General features: G+C 34.3%; 17 protein-coding genes and 1 other RNA gene. 11 read left to right on the top strand and 7 right to left on the bottom strand.

Annotation, left to right across the window (positions count from 1 at the left end):
* Positions 1-90 precede the first annotated feature (90 nt).
* The 5 genes from AAGD44_RS02375 to pgsA all read left to right on the top strand — a co-directional run bounded on the left by AAGD44_RS02375 (position 91) and on the right by pgsA (position 2,895).
* Positions 91-819, top strand: a complete 729-nt coding sequence (locus AAGD44_RS02375; protein ID WP_341764412.1) for a F0F1 ATP synthase subunit A — start codon at positions 91-93, stop codon at positions 817-819.
* A gap of 300 nt (positions 820-1,119) precedes the next feature.
* On the top strand, positions 1,120-1,344 hold the full coding sequence (locus AAGD44_RS02380; protein ID WP_341764413.1) for a F0F1 ATP synthase subunit C: 225 nt from the start codon (positions 1,120-1,122) through the stop codon (positions 1,342-1,344).
* Between the two features lie 5 nt (positions 1,345-1,349).
* Positions 1,350-1,829 (top strand): hypothetical protein, encoded by a 480-nt coding sequence (locus AAGD44_RS02385; RefSeq protein ID WP_341764414.1) that lies wholly within the window; start codon positions 1,350-1,352, stop codon positions 1,827-1,829.
* Positions 1,829-2,326: an ATP F0F1 synthase subunit B gene (locus AAGD44_RS02390; RefSeq protein ID WP_341764415.1), complete on the top strand. Its 498-nt coding sequence runs from the start codon at positions 1,829-1,831 to the stop codon at positions 2,324-2,326. Before AAGD44_RS02385 ends, AAGD44_RS02390 begins: the two co-directional genes overlap by 1 nt.
* Before the next feature lie 20 nt (positions 2,327-2,346).
* Positions 2,347-2,895 (top strand): CDP-diacylglycerol--glycerol-3-phosphate 3-phosphatidyltransferase, encoded by a 549-nt coding sequence (gene pgsA / locus AAGD44_RS02395; RefSeq protein ID WP_341764416.1) that lies wholly within the window; start codon positions 2,347-2,349, stop codon positions 2,893-2,895.
* 661 nt (positions 2,896-3,556) lie between these two features.
* Here the strand turns inward: pgsA and AAGD44_RS02400 are convergent.
* Positions 3,557-4,450 carry an IS3 family transposase gene (locus tag AAGD44_RS02400; RefSeq protein WP_341763476.1) on the bottom strand — a complete coding sequence of 298 codons (894 nt, stop codon included), beginning with the start codon at positions 4,448-4,450 and terminating at the stop codon, positions 3,557-3,559.
* Positions 4,451-4,461: 11 nt separating this feature from the next.
* On the bottom strand, positions 4,462-4,755 hold the full coding sequence (locus AAGD44_RS02405; protein WP_341763459.1) for a hypothetical protein: 294 nt from the start codon (positions 4,753-4,755) through the stop codon (positions 4,462-4,464).
* 146 nt (positions 4,756-4,901) lie between these two features.
* Between AAGD44_RS02405 and AAGD44_RS02410 the strand changes: the two genes are divergently transcribed.
* Positions 4,902-6,929 (top strand): ComEC/Rec2 family competence protein, encoded by a 2,028-nt coding sequence (locus tag AAGD44_RS02410; protein WP_341764417.1) that lies wholly within the window; start codon positions 4,902-4,904, stop codon positions 6,927-6,929.
* 351 nt (positions 6,930-7,280) lie between these two features.
* Here the strand turns inward: AAGD44_RS02410 and AAGD44_RS02415 are convergent, their stop codons facing one another.
* The 5 genes from AAGD44_RS02415 to AAGD44_RS02435 form a co-directional block, all read right to left on the bottom strand.
* A complete protein-coding gene (locus AAGD44_RS02415; protein WP_341764418.1) occupies positions 7,281-7,604 on the bottom strand; it encodes a YbaB/EbfC family nucleoid-associated protein in 324 nt (107 codons plus the stop codon).
* A 47-nt stretch (positions 7,605-7,651) separates the two neighbouring features.
* A complete protein-coding gene (gene dnaX, locus AAGD44_RS02420) occupies positions 7,652-9,193 on the bottom strand; it encodes a DNA polymerase III subunit gamma/tau (RefSeq protein ID WP_341764656.1) in 1,542 nt (513 codons plus the stop codon).
* A gap of 207 nt (positions 9,194-9,400) precedes the next feature.
* Positions 9,401-9,494, bottom strand: an RNA gene (gene ffs, locus AAGD44_RS02425) — signal recognition particle sRNA small type.
* A 133-nt stretch (positions 9,495-9,627) separates the two neighbouring features.
* The gene (locus AAGD44_RS02430) at positions 9,628-10,254 is read right to left on the bottom strand and encodes a superoxide dismutase (protein ID WP_341764419.1); all 627 of its coding nucleotides are present in this window, start codon (positions 10,252-10,254) and stop codon (positions 9,628-9,630) included.
* A gap of 69 nt (positions 10,255-10,323) precedes the next feature.
* Positions 10,324-11,604, bottom strand: a complete 1,281-nt coding sequence (locus AAGD44_RS02435; protein ID WP_341764420.1) for a folylpolyglutamate synthase/dihydrofolate synthase family protein — start codon at positions 11,602-11,604, stop codon at positions 10,324-10,326.
* Between the two features lie 294 nt (positions 11,605-11,898).
* Here AAGD44_RS02435 and AAGD44_RS02440 point away from each other — a divergent pair, with 294 nt between their 5' ends.
* The 5 genes from AAGD44_RS02440 (at position 11,899) to AAGD44_RS02460 (ending at position 18,276) form a co-directional block, all read left to right on the top strand.
* On the top strand, positions 11,899-12,042 hold the full coding sequence (locus tag AAGD44_RS02440) for a palindromic element RPE1 domain-containing protein (protein WP_341764081.1): 144 nt from the start codon (positions 11,899-11,901) through the stop codon (positions 12,040-12,042).
* Between the two features lie 136 nt (positions 12,043-12,178).
* Positions 12,179-14,089, top strand: coding sequence for a threonine--tRNA ligase (gene thrS / locus AAGD44_RS02445; protein WP_341764421.1), 1,911 nt, complete (start codon positions 12,179-12,181; stop codon positions 14,087-14,089).
* Positions 14,090-14,266: 177 nt separating this feature from the next.
* Positions 14,267-15,226, top strand: coding sequence for a GTPase Era (era, locus tag AAGD44_RS02450; RefSeq protein WP_341764422.1), 960 nt, complete (start codon positions 14,267-14,269; stop codon positions 15,224-15,226).
* Between the two features lie 174 nt (positions 15,227-15,400).
* A complete protein-coding gene (gene recO, locus AAGD44_RS02455; protein ID WP_341764423.1) occupies positions 15,401-16,114 on the top strand; it encodes a DNA repair protein RecO in 714 nt (237 codons plus the stop codon).
* 8 nt (positions 16,115-16,122) lie between these two features.
* Complete coding sequence (locus tag AAGD44_RS02460) at positions 16,123-18,276, top strand: S9 family peptidase (protein WP_341764424.1); 2,154 nt, start codon at positions 16,123-16,125, stop codon at positions 18,274-18,276.
* Positions 18,277-18,410: the final 134 nt, after the last annotated feature.

Below are 18,410 nucleotides of genomic sequence, written 5' to 3' on the forward strand. Positions count from 1 at the left end.
GCGTACAACTTAGTTGAGCCCAAAATATTTGCTGCTTGAGCGTTACTTTTTTCTTTATTTAAAGCAGTGGGTACAAACTTAAATATTAAAATGGCTCATAATCCTTTAGAACAATTTACCATTAAGAAGCTAATAGTAATTAAATTATTTGGTTTGGATATTAGTTTTACCAATTCTAGTGGTTATATGGTTGCTGCTGCAGTGTTAGCTTTATCATATCTTTACCTAGCTCTAAAAAAACAGGAAATCATCCCTTCTCGCTTACAAATCAGCGCTGAAATGGTATATATTATGATTACTGATATGCTAGAGCAAAATGTGGGAGAAAAAGGCCGGCGCTTTATTCCTCTAATCTTTACTTTATTCATTTTTATTTTACTATGTAACTTACTAGGGATGTTTCCTTATTCCTTTACTGTGACTAGTCATATTTTAATAACCTTTGCGTTAGCAACCATAATATTCTTACTAATCACAATTGTAGGGTTTATTACTCATGGTCTTCATTTTTTATCGTTATTCTTACCTAAAAATATCCCATTATGGCTAGCACCGCTAATGATTATATTAGAATTATTTGCTTACTTAGCAAAGCCGATAAGCCTATCGTTAAGGTTAGCTGCCAATATGATGGCTGGCCATATATTACTTAAAGTAATAGCAGGTTTTGCAGTATCATTAATAATATTTCTTAAATTCTTACCTATACCACTAATTATTGCTTTAATTGGCTTTGAAATATTTATAGCTATACTTCAAGCATATATCTTTACTATCCTATCATGTGTATATCTAAATGACGCCTTAAATTTGCATTAGATATTTACTACTACCATTTTTATAGGCAAAATTGTCTCGCAGTAATGCTAACCTACTGTAAAAGGCTGCTCAATCTATAAAAAATTACTTTATATTTATCCCTTATCTGACTATACTCAATAGACTTCCTGCATAAGTCGATCTAGTGGTGATTTTGTCGTCAAAACTTGCTTCCGCTCCTCAGCTGCGGCTATGTACGTAGTTCGGCTCAGCTTCGTTTTGCCTAAAAACCCCCTGAGCTTTTTTGACTTATACAGGAAGTCTAATCTTAAAATTTATTTTATATTTAGGAGTTTACTTATGGATGCAATATCTCTAAAATATATTGGAGTGGGGTTCATGGCTATAGGGATGTGCGGTGCAGCTATAGGGGTATCTAATATATTTAGTACCCTATTATCGTCTATTGCCCGTAATCCTTCTGCTAGTGATCAACTACAACGCATGGCCTTAATTGGTGCAGGTCTTACTGAAGCCATGGGGTTATTTTCATTTGTAATAGCAATTTTACTTATATTTTCCTAAGATTTATGCCTCAACTTGATAGTACTTTTTATTACTCACAAACTTTTTGGCTAGTGGTCATTTTCAGTGGTTTATATTTCTTTATATATAAATTTATTAACCCCCAAGCAAAAAAAATTTTAGACCAACGACAATTTGTGATAAAGTCTCATATTGTCAAGGCGGAAGGTCTTGCCGCTAAAGCCAAAGATCTTCAGCAACAATATCATATGGAAGTACAACAAATCCAAAATTTAGTAGAAAATATTCGGCAAGAAAAATTAATAAAAATGCAGTCCTCTATTTCTGCTAGAAAAAATCAGCTTAGTCATGAGCTAAAAGCCCAGATTATGCAAAATAATAGGGAGATTGAAGAAAACTATAAATTATTTTGGGTTCAACAAGAACAAAACTGTATTAGTTTAGCGCTGTTATTAATTACCAAAATTACCAATCAACCGGTAAATTTAGAATTATTAAATCGCTTATATAAAAAGATACCCTAATGTATTTATTTAATGAAGACTTTTGGATAGCGATATCTTTTCTGATTTTTATATATTTAGCCTATTCGCCAGTAAAAGGTATGATATTACAATCATTAGACCACAAAATTCTTATTATTAAACAACAAGTATTAGAGAGTAAAAAACTCACGGAAGATATGGAATTATTATTTGCTAACACTGTAAATCAGCTACAAAGCCTTGAAGCTTTAAGACAGGAAATGCTAGCAAACAGTAAAGAAGCGACTACTATCATGCTCCAAGAACAAGATAGAGAAATTATAAAATTTTTAGAAAATAAGAAGTTAAATACTAGTCACTTAATCAATATGCAAAACTCCAAATCATTTGAGCTTCTTCACGCAGAATTTTGTAACAAAATAGTAGAATTAGCAGCCTTATACCTTCAGGCAACTCAAAATGAAGGGAAGCTAGATATAGATATTGCCAAAAAATTTATAGACAGCGAATCGTCCATGACTCCTAATCCTTCCTAAGAAGCAGAATACATAACACAATGAATATTGATAAAAATTTACCTAATTATCTAACCATAGCACGCATTGCTGTTATCCCCATTATCATAATGTCTTTCTATCTAGATAACTCTAAATTTGCCCATAGGCTTGGAGCATTACTCTTTGTATTAGCAAGTATTACCGATTTTTTTGATGGTTATTTGGCACGGAAATTCAGTTTGGTATCTAGTTTTGGGGAAATGTTTGATCCAATAGCGGATAAATTATTGGTAGGTTGTGTGATTATTATGCTAGTCAAAAAAGGTAGTGCTGGAGAAATTCCTTGCTTATTAATTTTAATACGGGAATTTTTAGTAGCAGGGTTACGAGAGTTTTTAGCTTTAATTAAGGTCAGCCTGCCTGTATCTCGGTTAGCTAAAATTAAAACATTTATTCAAATGTTTGCTCTTACCACCTTGATCCTAGGTTCTAAAGGTTCGGGCTTCATATATATGGACTTAATCGGGCAGATTGCACTATGGATTGCTGCAATTCTAACTATTATTACTGGCTATTCTTACCTAAAGCTCTGTAGTAAATATTATTAAATTTGCGCTATTTAATCCCCTTTAAATCACTATAGACTCCCTACACCCTATACTTTTTTGAATCTCAAGAATCATCGTTTTATTTGGCAGCAATATAGTAGACCTCTTGCATAACCTAATCTAATTGGTAATTTTGTCGTCGAAACTCCTCTCTGTTCCTCACGTACTTACATGTACGCTGCGGTACTCGACTTCGTTTCTCCTAAAAATTCTTCAATTATCTTTAGGTTATGCAAGAGGTCTAGTCAATTAAGATGAATTAAGGACTAGGCGCGAGGCACGAAGCCTAGAACTACTAAGTAAGCAACGAGCAACGATGTCACCAAATTCTCCTGAATTAACTATAACAACTCGTGAAAGGTGAAAAGTATACTTGCATAACAACTTAAAGTAGTATATTTTGATTAAAAAACTACTATTAATTGTAAATGTGTTTATTACGTCTCTTTTTATCGATTAACCTTATTTTAGAGCAAGAATACCATAATCTTAGCCTGTGGTATTGTGTGAGTTTTATAGCGGGCATCGTCACTTATTTTACGTTAGTTAATGAACCATCTTGTTTACTGATTGTATCTATGCCTATTATTGCCTTACCTTTAATATGAACTGCGCCCCTATGTTTAGACCAAAAAAGCTTTAAATAGAGAGACTATTATTTTCATAAACTATCTACAAAAATATTATTTTTATAATTTTGTAGCTGTTGTGGTAATAGTGGAATTGTGGGTAAGTCGCAAGACTTATCCATAAATCCACTATATATCTCAAACGGCGTTTTGTACTCCAAAGCCTGATGGGGCCTTTGATTGTTATACCAATTCAACCATTTCGGGATATTATTTTTCAACTCTAAAACTGAAGTACACCGGTATAAATACGACCCCTCATACTTAAACGATCGCCATAAACGCTCAATATGGGCATTATCGTTACACCTGCCTTTGCCCGTCATGCTGATGCTTATGACGCATCTCCTCAATTCATTAATCCAATCCTCGCTGGTAAACTGGCTACCTTGATCACTATTAATTATCGACGGCTTCCCATATTTAGCTATAGCATCTTCTAACGCTAGCAAACAGCTCTCTGTATTTAAACTATTTGATAAACGATATCCTACTACTAATCTAGTATAAACATCGATTAATGCAACCAAATACATAAAACCACTTTGTACCCTTAAATAAGTGATATCCACCTGCCATACCTGATTTGGCTTTATAACCTCTAACCCTGATAGCAAATATGGATAAATAGCTTCTTTTAGGTTTCTTTTACTTGTATTAATCGAAGGGTAAATTGCTTGCAAATTCATTAGTTTCATCAACCTCCTGACTTTTTTGCTGTTAACAATTACCACTTCTCTCCTAAGTATCGCCGTTATTCGCCGGTAACCATATATCGGATAATTACTATAGATCTCAACTATTCTATTACTTAAATAATTATCTTGATCCTTCTCCGAATCCTTGTAATATAGGCTGGAGCGGTTCAGATTCAATAGCTGACTTTGCCGACGAACACTTAAATCTTTATAATCCTTATCTACCATCACTTTCCTCTTTATAGTTTCAACTTGGCAGATACGAGCTGCAAAAAATCGTTTTCTACCTTCAATTTGCCAATAGTTGCATGCAGTTTCTCTATTTCGCTTGTAGAACTAGAGGAATTACCGTTTTCATAGCTAAACTTAAAAATATCAGCACCATTTTCCAAAAATTGTTTCTTCCACCTTGTCATTACCGACCTTGGAACTTGATATTTTGAGATTATTTCAGCAATACTCAAATCTCCTCGGATCATCTCTAGCGATACTTTAAACTTAAATTCTTTACTGTAACTTTTTGGCTTACTCATTTTCGACTGCTCCTATTTTATATTTATTTTAACATAAAATAGTCTCTCTATCACTGCTCTAGTTTTCGGGGCGCATTACGATATTTGCAAGACCTCATATATTATGGAGTTTTATATTAAGGTTAATAATTTCCTTCTCGTATGGTATGGTGATCAGCAAATATCGCACATATACCAATAACTACAATCTACTTTATATATTAGACTTCCTACATAAATCAAAGATAGTTGAGGAATTTTTAGAAGAAACGAAGCCGAGCCGAGCGGCCTACATAGACGCATCTGAGGAGCGGAGGCGAGTTTCAACGACAAAATTACCGACTAGATTAACTGATTCAGGAACTCTAATTCACAAAGCGTTAGCTAGCCCGCTTGAACATCGCTATAACCCGCATATATTCCAAACTGACGAATGTGTCATTTCTCCTGTAGAAGGGATAGTTAATGCCATAAATTCGCGGAATCGTGGCCTCCAAATTACCTTGACTGGGGCTAGAATTTACAAATTACAGCAAAAGCTCGCAAAAGTTAGGATAACTGTGCCGGCAAAATATGCCAAAGAAATTGATATAAATAGTACTATAAAAATAGTAGCAAAACTTTGTCGGCCCCAAAATAGCCTGCTGCCTGGAGGCTATGATTTTAGTTTTTATGCCTACTTTAACAATTTAGGGGCAACTGGCTTCGCGCTAGCTCCTCCCAAAATTATATCATATACTAACCTCTCTACTAATAACTTGATCTACCACCTTAGAAAGAATATTTATAATAGGTTAATACAAGTACTAGGTTCTTGTAAGGGAAATTTTGCAGCAGCGATATTATTGGGGGAAACAAAAGCTCTAGATAAAAATATAATGCAAGCGATGAGGCAAGGCGGGGTATCTCATATCCTTTGTGTTTCGGGCTTACATTTATCCTTAGTTGCCACTATTTTGTTCATGGCGACAAGATTTTTATTAAATTTATCAAATTATATAGCTTATAATTATAATATCAAATCGGTAGCAGCAATTTGCTCTTTAATTGGTAGTTATAGCTATTTAGAATTAACTAATATGCAAATTGCGGCTACTAGAGCCTTTATTATGACGGCAATTTTTATTTACGCCCTGATGGTAGAACGCTCTGTTTTCCCTCTTCGCTCCCTGGCAGCTGCAGCTTTTATAATATTATCTCTAAATCCAGAAGTTGTATTTCATCCCAGCTTTCAGCTTTCTTTTATTGCCGTATTATCCTTAACCAGTGGTTACGAATTTTACCTAAAGAATCAATGGGTTTTAGGGGAAAATAAAGGAATATTCGCTAAGGTAAAATTTTATTATGCTTCTAATATTTATTCAAGTTTACTAGCAGGAGTAGTCACTGCACCGGTGGTAATCAATCAATTTTATACTTTTCCTACTTACTCTATCATCCTGAACCTTATTGCCGTGCCCATAATGTCTTTTTTTTTAATGCCTTTAGCGATAATGTCTTTATGGTTAATGATCTTTGGGATAGATCATTATTGTCTTAAATTAATGGGGTTTTTCATTGACTTAATAATTAAATCTGTAAAATTTACTACCTTATTACCTTTCCCCCTTTGGCATGTAGGTTATATAAGTAAACTTAGCTTAATTACCTTTTTATTAGGATTCTTTTGGATTTGTTTATGGCAAACAAAATGGCGTTTTTTAGGATTAATAATAATATTTTTATCTTTTATTTTAATGATCCTCTCCCCTTTGCCTAATTTTATTCTTGATATCAAGACAAATAATATAGGTTTAAAAAATAATAACTCTGAGCTGGAAATTCATAACTATTTTAATGAAATAAATAATCCTAATGCTCTACGGCCTCCTATAAACACAAGGATAACAATATCAAATTTTAAACGTCTCTACTGGGCCCAATGGTTTGGGCAAAAAGATGCTAAAATATTTATGGAGCCCCAAAATAAGTTTATTTCTCAGGGTAATAAACTTATTATCAATTCCCAACAAATTAGCAATAAAGAGCAATGTGAAAATGCAGATATATACCTTAATCTAGCCTCTGGTAGTAAATGCCGGGGTCATAAAATGACTATCACTAAGGAGTACTTACAAAACGCTGGAGTAATAATGATATTTTGTAATACTACTCAATGCAAAATTGTAACAAATAATAATAGATTTAGTGGCTAATAAAAATTTCTGTTTGTTAAGAAACTAGGTTCTGTGAAGGTTTTTCTGTAATGAGTAGATTTATAGGCATTTTTGCTCACAGAACCGCAGCGTATAGCTTATGTCATTATGATACATACATGATAGTACGCGAGAAGCATAGTAGTTGTGTATACTTGAAGATAAATATTTTGTACGCACCTTAATGGTCTATGCTATACTAAATGTAGGTGAGGATTCGAGAACGAAAATAACGATCGATAAGACCATTAGATAGAAACCTTCACAGAACCTAATATATTTCTCGTACTTAAAAAGTTGGTATACCACTCTTCTGCAAGTTGGCGCAAACAAGAACGCTAAGGGTCTCTATTAAAATGGCATCTTTAAGCCAGGAGGTAAGCTAATATTACCAAAAGCATTAGACATCGAATTTTGTGAGTCTTCATCGGCTTTACTTTTAGCATCATTAAAAGCAGCGATAATTAAATCTTCTAGTATTTCTTTTTCCGCCTCTTTAAGTAAGGAAGGATCTATAAAAGCTTTCCGCGCTTCACCACGACCAGACATAGTAAGCTGCACTAGGCCGCCCCCAGCTTTACCAGTATATTCAGTGGTAGCCATTTGATCTTGCATCTCTTGCATTTTTTTTTGCATAGATTGCGCTTGCTTTAAAAACTGATTAAAATTTGCCATATTAATTTTTCCTGTAATTATTAGATTATGCAAATAAGCGGCGGAGGTTAATTATTTCCAGGCCCTAGCAATATATCGGAGATAGTGATATCTGGAAAGTGTTTTATCAGAGTTTGCCAGTCTTGACTTGTTTTTACCTTATCTATCAATTGCTCTTTAAGAGTAATAACTTTCAATTGTTTGGTAATAGTTACATTATATACTTGCCCTGACCAAGCTAATAATAAATTATTCAGCTGAGCTTGTATATTTATGGTAAGATTATTACCCGCAACCTCTATTCTATTATTAGAAAAAGACTTTATTTCCACCTCATTCATTAGGTGATAATATATCTCCATTTCATTATGTAAATATAAATAACTAAGAAAAGGAAGGATTTTATTATTGATATTATGTTGTGAGGTAGGTAGGAAAAGCGAAGCTCCTGAAGGAGAATGAACCTCTTCTAATTCTTCAATAGATGGAAGCATTTGAGAATATATAGACTTTATTGCTAACATTTCTGCTTCTATCAATTGATCATGTGACATTTTTATCTCCATAATCCCTTTACTGTATATTTGCCAAATAACTGATAGCTGACAAATGGTCAATTGAGATAAAATATTTGCTACTTCTATATTAAAAGATTCATATATTGGATTTTGATAATTAGGTAATAACTTGACTTTGATAAGGTATGCGATAAAATCAGATAAGAGAGCTACAAAAATTTCCAGGTTTGCTGAGGCCATATAAATTTCATTGAGTAAACCCAGCGATTTAGCTGTATCTTTTTTTATAATAGCTTCCACAAATTTGATAATATTTACAGTATCTACTACCCCAACTATTTGGCAAATATCGGAAGCAGTAATGATATCCCCCTGCCCTAAGCCAACTACCTGATCTAACATAGAGATAGCATCTCTAGCTGAACCATCCGATCTGGAGGCTATTATTTTTAAGGCTTCCTTTTCAATTTTTAGCTTTTCTTTATCAGCAATTTCTTGCAGCAGCGATAAAATTTCATTAAAAGTTAACCTTCTTAGGTCATATCGTTGGCATCTAGAAATTACCGTTAACGGAATTTTTTGTGGTTCCGTAGTAGCAAAGATAAATATTATATGGCGGGGCGGTTCTTCAAGGATTTTAAGTAACGCATTAAAAGCACCTTTAGATAACATATGTACTTCATCGATAATATAAATAGTATATCTGCCAATTAAGGGCTTATATTCACTACTTTCTATTATTTTACGAATATCATCTACGCTGGTTTTACTAGCCGCGTCAATCTCTATTATATCGGGATGATTATTATTATTAAAGCTATTACAATTCTGACAATTGTCGCAGGCATTAATATCTTGACCTTGAACTTGTAGATTAGTGCAGTTTATAGTCCTAGCAATAATACGCGCCGAAGTTGTTTTGCCTACTCCTCTAACACCAGTAAGAAGATAACCTTGCGCTATTCGCTCTTTAGAAATTGTATAGCTTAAAATTTTTGTTAAAACTTCTTGTCCATATAACTTTGCAAAATTATTTGGACGATATTTTCTTGCAAAGTTAATATATTGCTCTGTTAATTTGTCATTACTTATATTCACAAAAATACGATAGAAATATTAGTTTTTAGTTCGCGATGATACTTTACTATGCGTAGATTTTAACTGCCCTTGCCGCAGTCTATACTCCTTACTATGATTTTGCTGCTGAGAGCGATGGTAGAGCCTATAGATAATAGGCGAGCTATTTGAGCAACGACGCATGCAAATTCATCGGAAGAGGAGTATATTTTAAAAATAATTTGATATTGCTAGTAATGACCCATTACCGACCACTTTGGCTGCTTTCTTTCGAACCTGACCACCTGAGCAGAATTCATGCCCACTACCAGCAATAAATAAAATAGTCACTTTATTTACTTAACGCAAGCTATTTTCGTCTTAATTTTATACAAAAAATATTATTAAACTTCCTGGATAAGTCAAAATCCCCCCCTGTTGTAAAGATAAAAGAATCATTAGGGGAAATATTACATATTCTCTTCACAAAATTGCCAATTAACTAGGGAGTCTAGATAGACTGAGACATAATCGGGACGCTTATTACGATAGTCGATATAATAGGCATGTTCCCACACATCGCAGGCAAGTAATGGCTTAATAGACTTAGTAATAGGCGTATCCGCATTGCTAGCTTTAACAATTTGTAATTTACCCTCATTAAATACTACCCAAACCCAACCGCTACCAAATTGACTTATTGCGGCTTGTTTAAATTCGGCAACAAAATTTTCATAATTAGTAAAATCTTTATCAATTAGTTTTAATATTTTACTACTAGGCCTTCCCCCTCCTTTTGGCTTAATAGAATGCCAAAAAAAGCTGTGGTTCCATACTTGTGCTGCATTGTTAAAGATAGAACTTTTAGTCGGGTCTTTAGCCGAAGAGATTATTATTGCCTCTAAGCTCATTTTTTGTAAATCTTGCTGGTCTTGTAATAAATTATTTAAGTTAGTTACATATGCTTGATGATGCTTACCATAATGATAATCAAATGACTCCGCGGAAAGGGAAGGAGCAAAATCACCCTTATTATAAGGCAATTCTGGTAAGATAAAAGGATAAGAACTTTGGTTCGCTTGAGGGCTATATATCATAATCTTCTCTCTATTTATTACATTAAGTTAACCTGAATTTATGAACAGTATATATCACCTAGAGCTGGGTTATTCTATTAATTTTAAAAAATCCGCTGCTAAAAACAAAGAACCGGTAATAATTATATTGGTTCCTTCTTGCTTTAAATTACTTATTTCTTTGATGGCTTCTTCTAAAGAATCGCTAGGAACAAATTCTATCCCTGCTGCAGCTCCTTTTTGACTTACCATCTCACTACTATAACTCATGACCTCAGACAAAACTCTGACCCCGTATCCTTTTACTATCAATAGCTTTAAATGTAAACAAAAATCCTCTACATTTCTATTTTTTGTCATTCCTAAAATGAGATAAACTGGTGGCTGTAAATTATCAGCAATCCAAGCAGCAAGAACTTGAGCGCCCGCACTATTATGCGCTCCATCTAGCCAAATTTGTACATGCTTATGTGCTAAATGCGAATATTTATTAAAAGAAATTTTTTGCAACCTGGCAGGCCAATGGATATTTTGTAGTCCCCTTTGTATATTTGCATTAGTTATATTAAATCTAGTATTAATCAAGCCAATAGTAGCAATTACTGCGGCAGCATTGATTAGTTGATGATCCCCCCGCAAGGAAGGGAAGGAAAACTGATAATTAGCATTCTGGGATAAATAATTAAAGCTATCATCGTTTTTCTTGATACCAAAATCATATTCATAGCAAAAAACCAACGAATTTAAAGCGCGGCATTTTGCTAATAGTACTTCATATACTTCTTCTACTTGACAACTAATAACACAAGGAATATTGGCCTTAATAATACCAGCTTTTTCTTTAGCGATCTCTGGTAACGTATTACCAAGTTGTTGCATATGATCGTAAGAAATAGGAGTAATAAGAGTAATAAGGGGAGCTGGCACTACATTAGTAGCATCCAATCTGCCCCCTAGTCCCGTCTCAAATATTAATATATCTGCTTTTACTTCAGCAAAAGCTAAACAAGCGGCCGCTGTAATACTTTCAAAGAAACTAGGTTCAATATCATCTTTTAAGCTTGCAATTCGTACTCTTTCACATACTTCAAATAAAAATTTATCAGAAATTTTTTCTCCTTGTACTACTATCCTTTCATTGACTTCCAATAAGTGGGGAGAAGTATAGGCATGTACTTTATAACCCGCAGATTCAAATATACTCTTAAACATGGCGACGCTTGACCCTTTACCATTGGTGCCAGCTATATGGATCACTGGGGGCAATTTTAGATGTGGGTTACCCAATGTGATTAGTAACTTACTAATATTCTCAAGATTATATTGTATATTTTGTTTCCAGGGGGCAGTAGGAAAATGGGGCATTCTCATATTTTTGCTCAATCACTAAATAGCTAATAATACAATACTTGAAAAATTAGTTATACCATTTCCGAAAACTACTCATCACGTCGCCTTACTTCATGCTCTCCTCCTTACGTACTAATATGTACGCGCAGGTAGCCGACACTCGTACTCCTATGTCACTTAGGTTGAATTAGATACTAGGCGCGAGGAGCGAAGCCTAGGGGATACTAGGTAAGCGACAAGCAACAACGTAGCTAGTTTAACCTAAGTGACTATAATGCTAATTTAGTTTTCGGAAATGGTATTACTTTAGACCTCTTGCATAACCTAAAGATAATTGAAGAATTTTTAGGAGAAACGAAGTCGAGTACCGCAGCGTACATAGACGTACGTGAGGAACAGAGAGGAGTTTCGACGACAAAATTACCAATTAGATTAGGTTATGCAAGAGGTCTTTTGTAAAAAAAGTCAAACATAGCGTTACTTATAAGCAATATAGGCCTGGTTCAAGACTTAGTATCTATAAAATTAGTTGTATATTAATATATAACAAGCTAATATATAGGCCTTTACTAAATGAAATAATATCTCAAATAACATGATTAATATTACTTTTCCTGACGGCTCCAAAAAACAATTTATAAAAAATATTACAGGAATAGAGCTAGCCCGATTGATTTCAGTATCTTTAGCCAAGGAAGCATTAGTAGTAGAAGTCAACAGCCAGCTACAAGACTTAAATCTTCCAATTGAATCGGATTGCAATTTAAGGATTTTAACCAATAAAGATCCTGAAAGCTTAGAAGTCATCAGACATGATGCAGCCCATATTACCGCGCAGGCAGTAAAAGAATTATTTCCGAATGTGCAAGTGACTATCGGCCCAGCAATTGAAAATGGTTTTTATTATGATTTTGCTACTGAGAAACCCTTTACTCCTGAAGATTTACTGAAGATCACTGCAAAAATGCAGGAAATCATCAATAGAGATGAAAAAATCGTTAGAGAAATATGGGACCGAGATAAAGCGATAGAATTTTTTAAAGGGCTCGGGGAATATTATAAAGCAGAAATTATTGCTGAAATTCCAACAAATGAGAATATTACCTTATATAGACAGGGCAATTTTATTGATTTATGCCGGGGCCCTCATGCATTATCAACTGGTAAAGTCCAATATTTTAAATTAATGAAAGTAGCTGGGGCGTATTGGCGCGGAAATAGTAACAATCCTATGTTGCAACGAATATATGGTACGGCATGGGCGACTAAAGCCCAGTTAGACAATTATCTTTATATGCTGGAAGAGGCTGAAAAGCGAGATCATCGGAAATTAGGAAAAGAGCTGGGGCTTTTCCATTTTCAAGAAGAAGCTACAGGTATGGTATTTTGGCACGATAAAGGCTGGAGTATATATAATATCATTGAGCAATATATTAGAAGAAAAATTAGAAAAGCGGGCTATAATGAAGTTAGAACTCCTATCCTAGTAGACAAAAGCTTATGGGAGCAATCAGGACATTGGGAAAAATTTAGAGAAGATATGTTTGCTTTAAATTTAGAAGATAAAGTTTTAGCACTGAAACCTATGAATTGCCCCTGTCATGTGCAAATTTTTAAACAAGGAATAAAAAGTTATCGCGATCTACCCCTTCGTATGGCTGAGTTTGGGTTATGTCATAGAAATGAAGCCTCAGGCGCCTTGCATGGCTTAATGAGAGTGAGAAGCCTGGTCCAGGATGATGCCCATATATTCTGTACCGAAGAACAAATTAATAGTGAAACAGTAAATTTTTGTAAGCTTTTAACTGAGATTTATCAAGATTTTGGCTTTTCTGAAATCAAAATTAAATTCTCAGATCGTCCTATTGTACGAGCGGGTAGTGATGCAGTGTGGGATAAAGCAGAACATTCTTTAAAACAAGCAGTAGCAGAGGCAGGATATTCATATATATTAAGCCCCGGTGACGGTGCATTCTATGGGCCCAAGTTAGAATTTTGTCTTAAAGACTCAATAGGCAGGGAATGGCAATGTGGGACTTTACAAGTAGATTTTGTACTACCAGAACGGCTAGATGCCAATTACATTGCAGTAAGCGGGGAGAAAAAAAGACCAGTAATGCTTCACCGCGCAATAATTGGTTCTTTTGAAAGATTTATTGGCATATTAATAGAAGAATATGCCGGCCGCTTTCCCCTATGGTTAGCCCCGGTACAAGTAGCCATTGCTACTATCACGAGTGACCTACAAGACTATGCCTTAGAAGTCAATAAACTATTAATTAATGCTGGCATTAGGACTAATATTGATATTTCTGGAGAAAAAATTAACTATAAAATCCGTAACTTTTCTAATAATAAAGTTCCTATAATAGCGGTTATCGGTAAGCACGAAATGGAAAACGAACTACTTACTATAAGGCAGCTGGGTTCGCAGAAACAGGACACTATACAGGTCGCTGCTTTAATACAGCTAATAAATGAACAAAACGAGCGCTATTTAACATAGGCTACATTAGACTTCCTGCATAAGTCGAAAATATACTTCTCTGATATGAATTTGCATGCGTCGTTGCTCAAATAGCTCGCCTATTATCTATAGGCTCTACCATAGCGCCTAGCAGCAAAATCATCGAAAGAGGAGTATAGTGGATGCAGAAATAAAAACTTAAGCTTAAGCAATAGAATGTTAGAAACTTATAATCCCCACCAACTTATTCCTCTAAAAAGCTATCAACAGGCTACTGCAACACAGGGGAATACTAAACAAAAGACTATTTCTATAGCTATAATTGGTAAACCAAATGCTGGGAAATCTTCATTATTGAATCAATTAATTGGGCAAAAGATTTCGATAGTAACGCCAAAGGAGCAAACAACTCGCACTATCATTACAGGAATAGTAACGATAAAAGATACTCAATTAATAATATTAGATACTCCTGGCATATTTGAACCGAAAAAACAATTAGAAAAAGCTATGGTAAGATGTGCATGGTCCAGCCTGCATGGGGTTGATTTAGTGTTAATGATATTAGATAGCACCAAAACTATTGATCAATTTACTTTGCAAATACTAAAAAAATTACAAAATTTCCAAATAAATTTGCTTTTCTTACTAAATAAAATTGATGTGCCTTCTAAAAATTTAGAAACGGTGGAAAATACTGTAAGGGCTCAAACCAATGCTAATATACTAAAAATCTCTGCTCTCTCTGGTAAAAATATCCACAAATTACTAGAATTTCTAAGAAAACAGGCTAAACTATCGCCTTGGTTATATGAGAAAGATGATATTACTAATTTACCTATGCGTTTTTTAGCAGCTGAAGTCACCCGTGAACAATTATTTCTGCAGCTTCATCAAGAGCTTCCTTATAATTTAACTGTACAAACAGAAAGCTGGCAAGAAAATAATGATAAATCTATAAAGATTTGTCAGGTAATTATTGTGACTAAAGATTCTTATAAATCTATGATTCTTGGGAAAAATGGTGCTAAAATTAAAGAGATAGGATATAAAGCTAGAATAGAAATGCAACAAGCTTTTGATTGCAGAATTCATCTCTTCTTATTTGTAAAAGTACGAGAATTATGGAAAGATGACCCCCATGCATATACACATATGAGGTTACAAAAGGTTTAAAATTAGACTTCCTGCATAAATCCGATCTAGTTGGTGATTTTGTCGTCAAAACTTGCCTCCGCTCCTCACGTACCTATGTACGCTGCGGTGCTCGGCTTCGTTTTTCCTGAAAATCTCTCAACTATTTTCGACTTATGCAGGAAGTCTATTAAAAAGGTAAGTTAGAAAGTTAATATGAATTTTAAAGATATAGGGATAATAATTGAGAAAAGACCTTTAAAAGAAAATGCATCGATAATTACTCTATTTACTGAAAAACATGGATTATATTCTGCAGTAGTTCCCCAAATAACTAAAAAGTCACGCGCTATTTATCAAGAAGGAAATATTGTGGATTTCCTATGGCAAGCTAGGCTAGAAGAACATTTAGGAACCGCCAAGTGTGAATTGATAAAATCCTATAGTGGGTTTTTAATTATTAATAAGACTAAGTTATATGCTTTTAATTCAATTGTGAATCTTATTAAACTTACTTTTCATGAGCGAGAACCACATAATAATTTTTTTCTTATTTTAAAAAAATATTTAGATAGCTTAGCAAAACATTTTGTTTTTGAAGAATATATTCGGCTCGAATTAACTATATTACAAGAAGGTGGTTATGGATTAAACTTAAATAAATGTGTAGTAACAGGTATGGAAGAAGATCTTCATTATGTTTCCCCTAAATCAGCATCGGCAGTGAGTTTAACAGCTGGGTTGCCATATAAGGATAAATTACTCTCCCTGCCCCAATTTTTGCTTGCTGCTAACGAACAAATTTCTAATAATGATAAAAAAAATGCTTTTATTTTAACAACATATTTTTTTAACCGCTATCTTTTAAATAATCAGCAACAATTATATGCAAGGGATAAATTTATAGAACATATCCTTATGCTTAAGTGAGCCACCCTATGAATCAATTAAACAAACTAATCACCTTAATAATTCTATTAATGAGTACCTTTATGTCAACAAGCCCAGCGTTTTCTTCTTCCCCTATACTCAATGGATTGCAAGAGTTGGATTTTATTGTGAGTGGTGAGCGCGCGGAGCGTACAACTAAGTACGTGAGCACGCGAAACCATGATAAAATGAAAAAACAACTCTTGAAAGGCGAAGAGTATCCTCTACTTATTCCTCGGAAAGTACTATTTGGTAACCCAGATAAGCTTGCCGTTCAATTCAGTCATGATGGCAAATATCTAAGCTATTTAGCTCCTAAAGATGGTATAGTTAATATTTGGGTTGCTACGGTAGGTAATCTTAAAGAGGCAATAGCTATAACTAATGAAAAAGAGCGGCCAATTAATAACTATTTTTGGGCGTATAATAATAAAGATATTCTTTACCTATACGATGAAAAAGGCGATGAGAATTATCGGCTATATAAATGTAATATTGACACCAAAAAAACTGAGCTACTTACTCCGAAGACAGCTGTAAAGGCACAGTTAATAGGAACAAGTATTAACTACCCTAATGAAATTTTAATTGGTTTAAATGACCGTGATAAAAGATATTTTGATGTTTATAAATTAAATCTAATAACATTACAAAAAGAGCTTATTTTTAAAAATGATAGTTTTTTTAATATAGTTGCTGACAATAACCTACAAATACGTGTGGTTTCTTCTCCAACTCAAGAGGGGGGGGCTGACTATTATCAGCTCAAAGAGAATAAATTAGAACATTTCATGACAGTCGCTATGGAAGATATGGTCGTTATAGTCAATTTTGATCAAACCAATAATAATATTTATCTGCTTGATAATAGAAACAGTAATACTATGGTTTTAAAACTCCATAATCTATTGACTGGCCAGGAAGAAATAATTGCTAAAAATGATTTGGTAGATCTTGCTATTGGCACAAGACATCCAATGAATCGCACCATACAAACTGTAAGGGTTAATTACGATAAAATTAGCGAGCAGATATTGGATAAGACAATTGAAAAAGATATCAAATATTTAACTAATTTTCATAAAGGTAATTTATATATTACCAGCCGCACTTTAGATGATTCTATGTGGATAGTAGCCTATCAAAGTGATACAGTACCATTAAAATATTATCAATATAACCGGCACTCTACCAAGGCTGAACCACTATTTACTTCAAGGCCGGATTTAGCACAATATAATTTACTATCAATGCACCCGGTAATTATTAAATCACGTGATGGTCTTGATTTAGTCAGCTATCTAACTTTTGCAGCTGGTACCACCCTTGATAGTGCCAATAAACCGAGCCATAAATCTCCGCTTATTATTTATGTGCATGGTGGTCCTCATGCAAGAGATGAATGGGGGTCAAATATCGTACATCAGTGGCTAGCTAATCGCGGTTATAGCGTCCTTAGTATCAATTACCGTGGTTCAACTGGTTTTGGTAAAGATTTTATTAATGCTGCCAACCTGGAATGGGGAAATAAAATGCACCATGACTTAATTGATGGTGTGAACTGGGCTTTAGCTAATAATATTACAGATAAAGATAAAATTGCTATTATGGGAGGCAGCTACGGGGGATACGCCACTTTGGTAGGGTTGACTATGACGCCGGAGGTATTTGCTTGTGGAGTGGACTTAGTTGGTCCCTCTAACCTGTTAACTTTAATTAATAGTGTCCCTCCTTACTGGGAACCAGCCCTTAATAGGTTAAAAAAAACTATTGGTCCTTGGGATACTGAAGAGGAAAAAGAATTTTTACACCAGAGATCTCCTCTTACTTTTGCAGCTAATATTACAAAGCCTCTATTTATTGCACAAGGGGCTAACGATCCTAGAGTAAAACAGGCAGAATCAGATCAGATTGTGAATGTCATGAATCAGGCAAATATACCAGTAATTTATGCGCTATATGAAGATGAAGGGCATGGTTTTGCCAGGCCAGAAAATAGGTTATCATATTATGCTCTAGTAGAACATTTTCTTGGAAGAATTTTGGGCGGGCAAGTGGAAGATATAGGGGATGATTTACAAGGAGCAAATTTAATACTTAATAAACAGAAAATGTTAAATAAAGAAACTGTGAAATCAATCTTAGATCAAATGATCAGGTAGCATTACTTTATATAAAGGCAATTCTGGCCAACAATTTATCCAGAATTGCCGCGTAAATATACCGCCCTGCCCCTGCACTGCTCATACTTCCAACCATCATTTTATTTTGAATGGCGAGCGCGCGCAACGCACAT

The sequence above is a fragment of the Candidatus Tisiphia endosymbiont of Beris chalybata genome, assembly GCF_964026555.1.
In the GTDB taxonomy this organism is placed as follows: Bacteria; Pseudomonadota; Alphaproteobacteria; order Rickettsiales; family Rickettsiaceae; genus Tisiphia.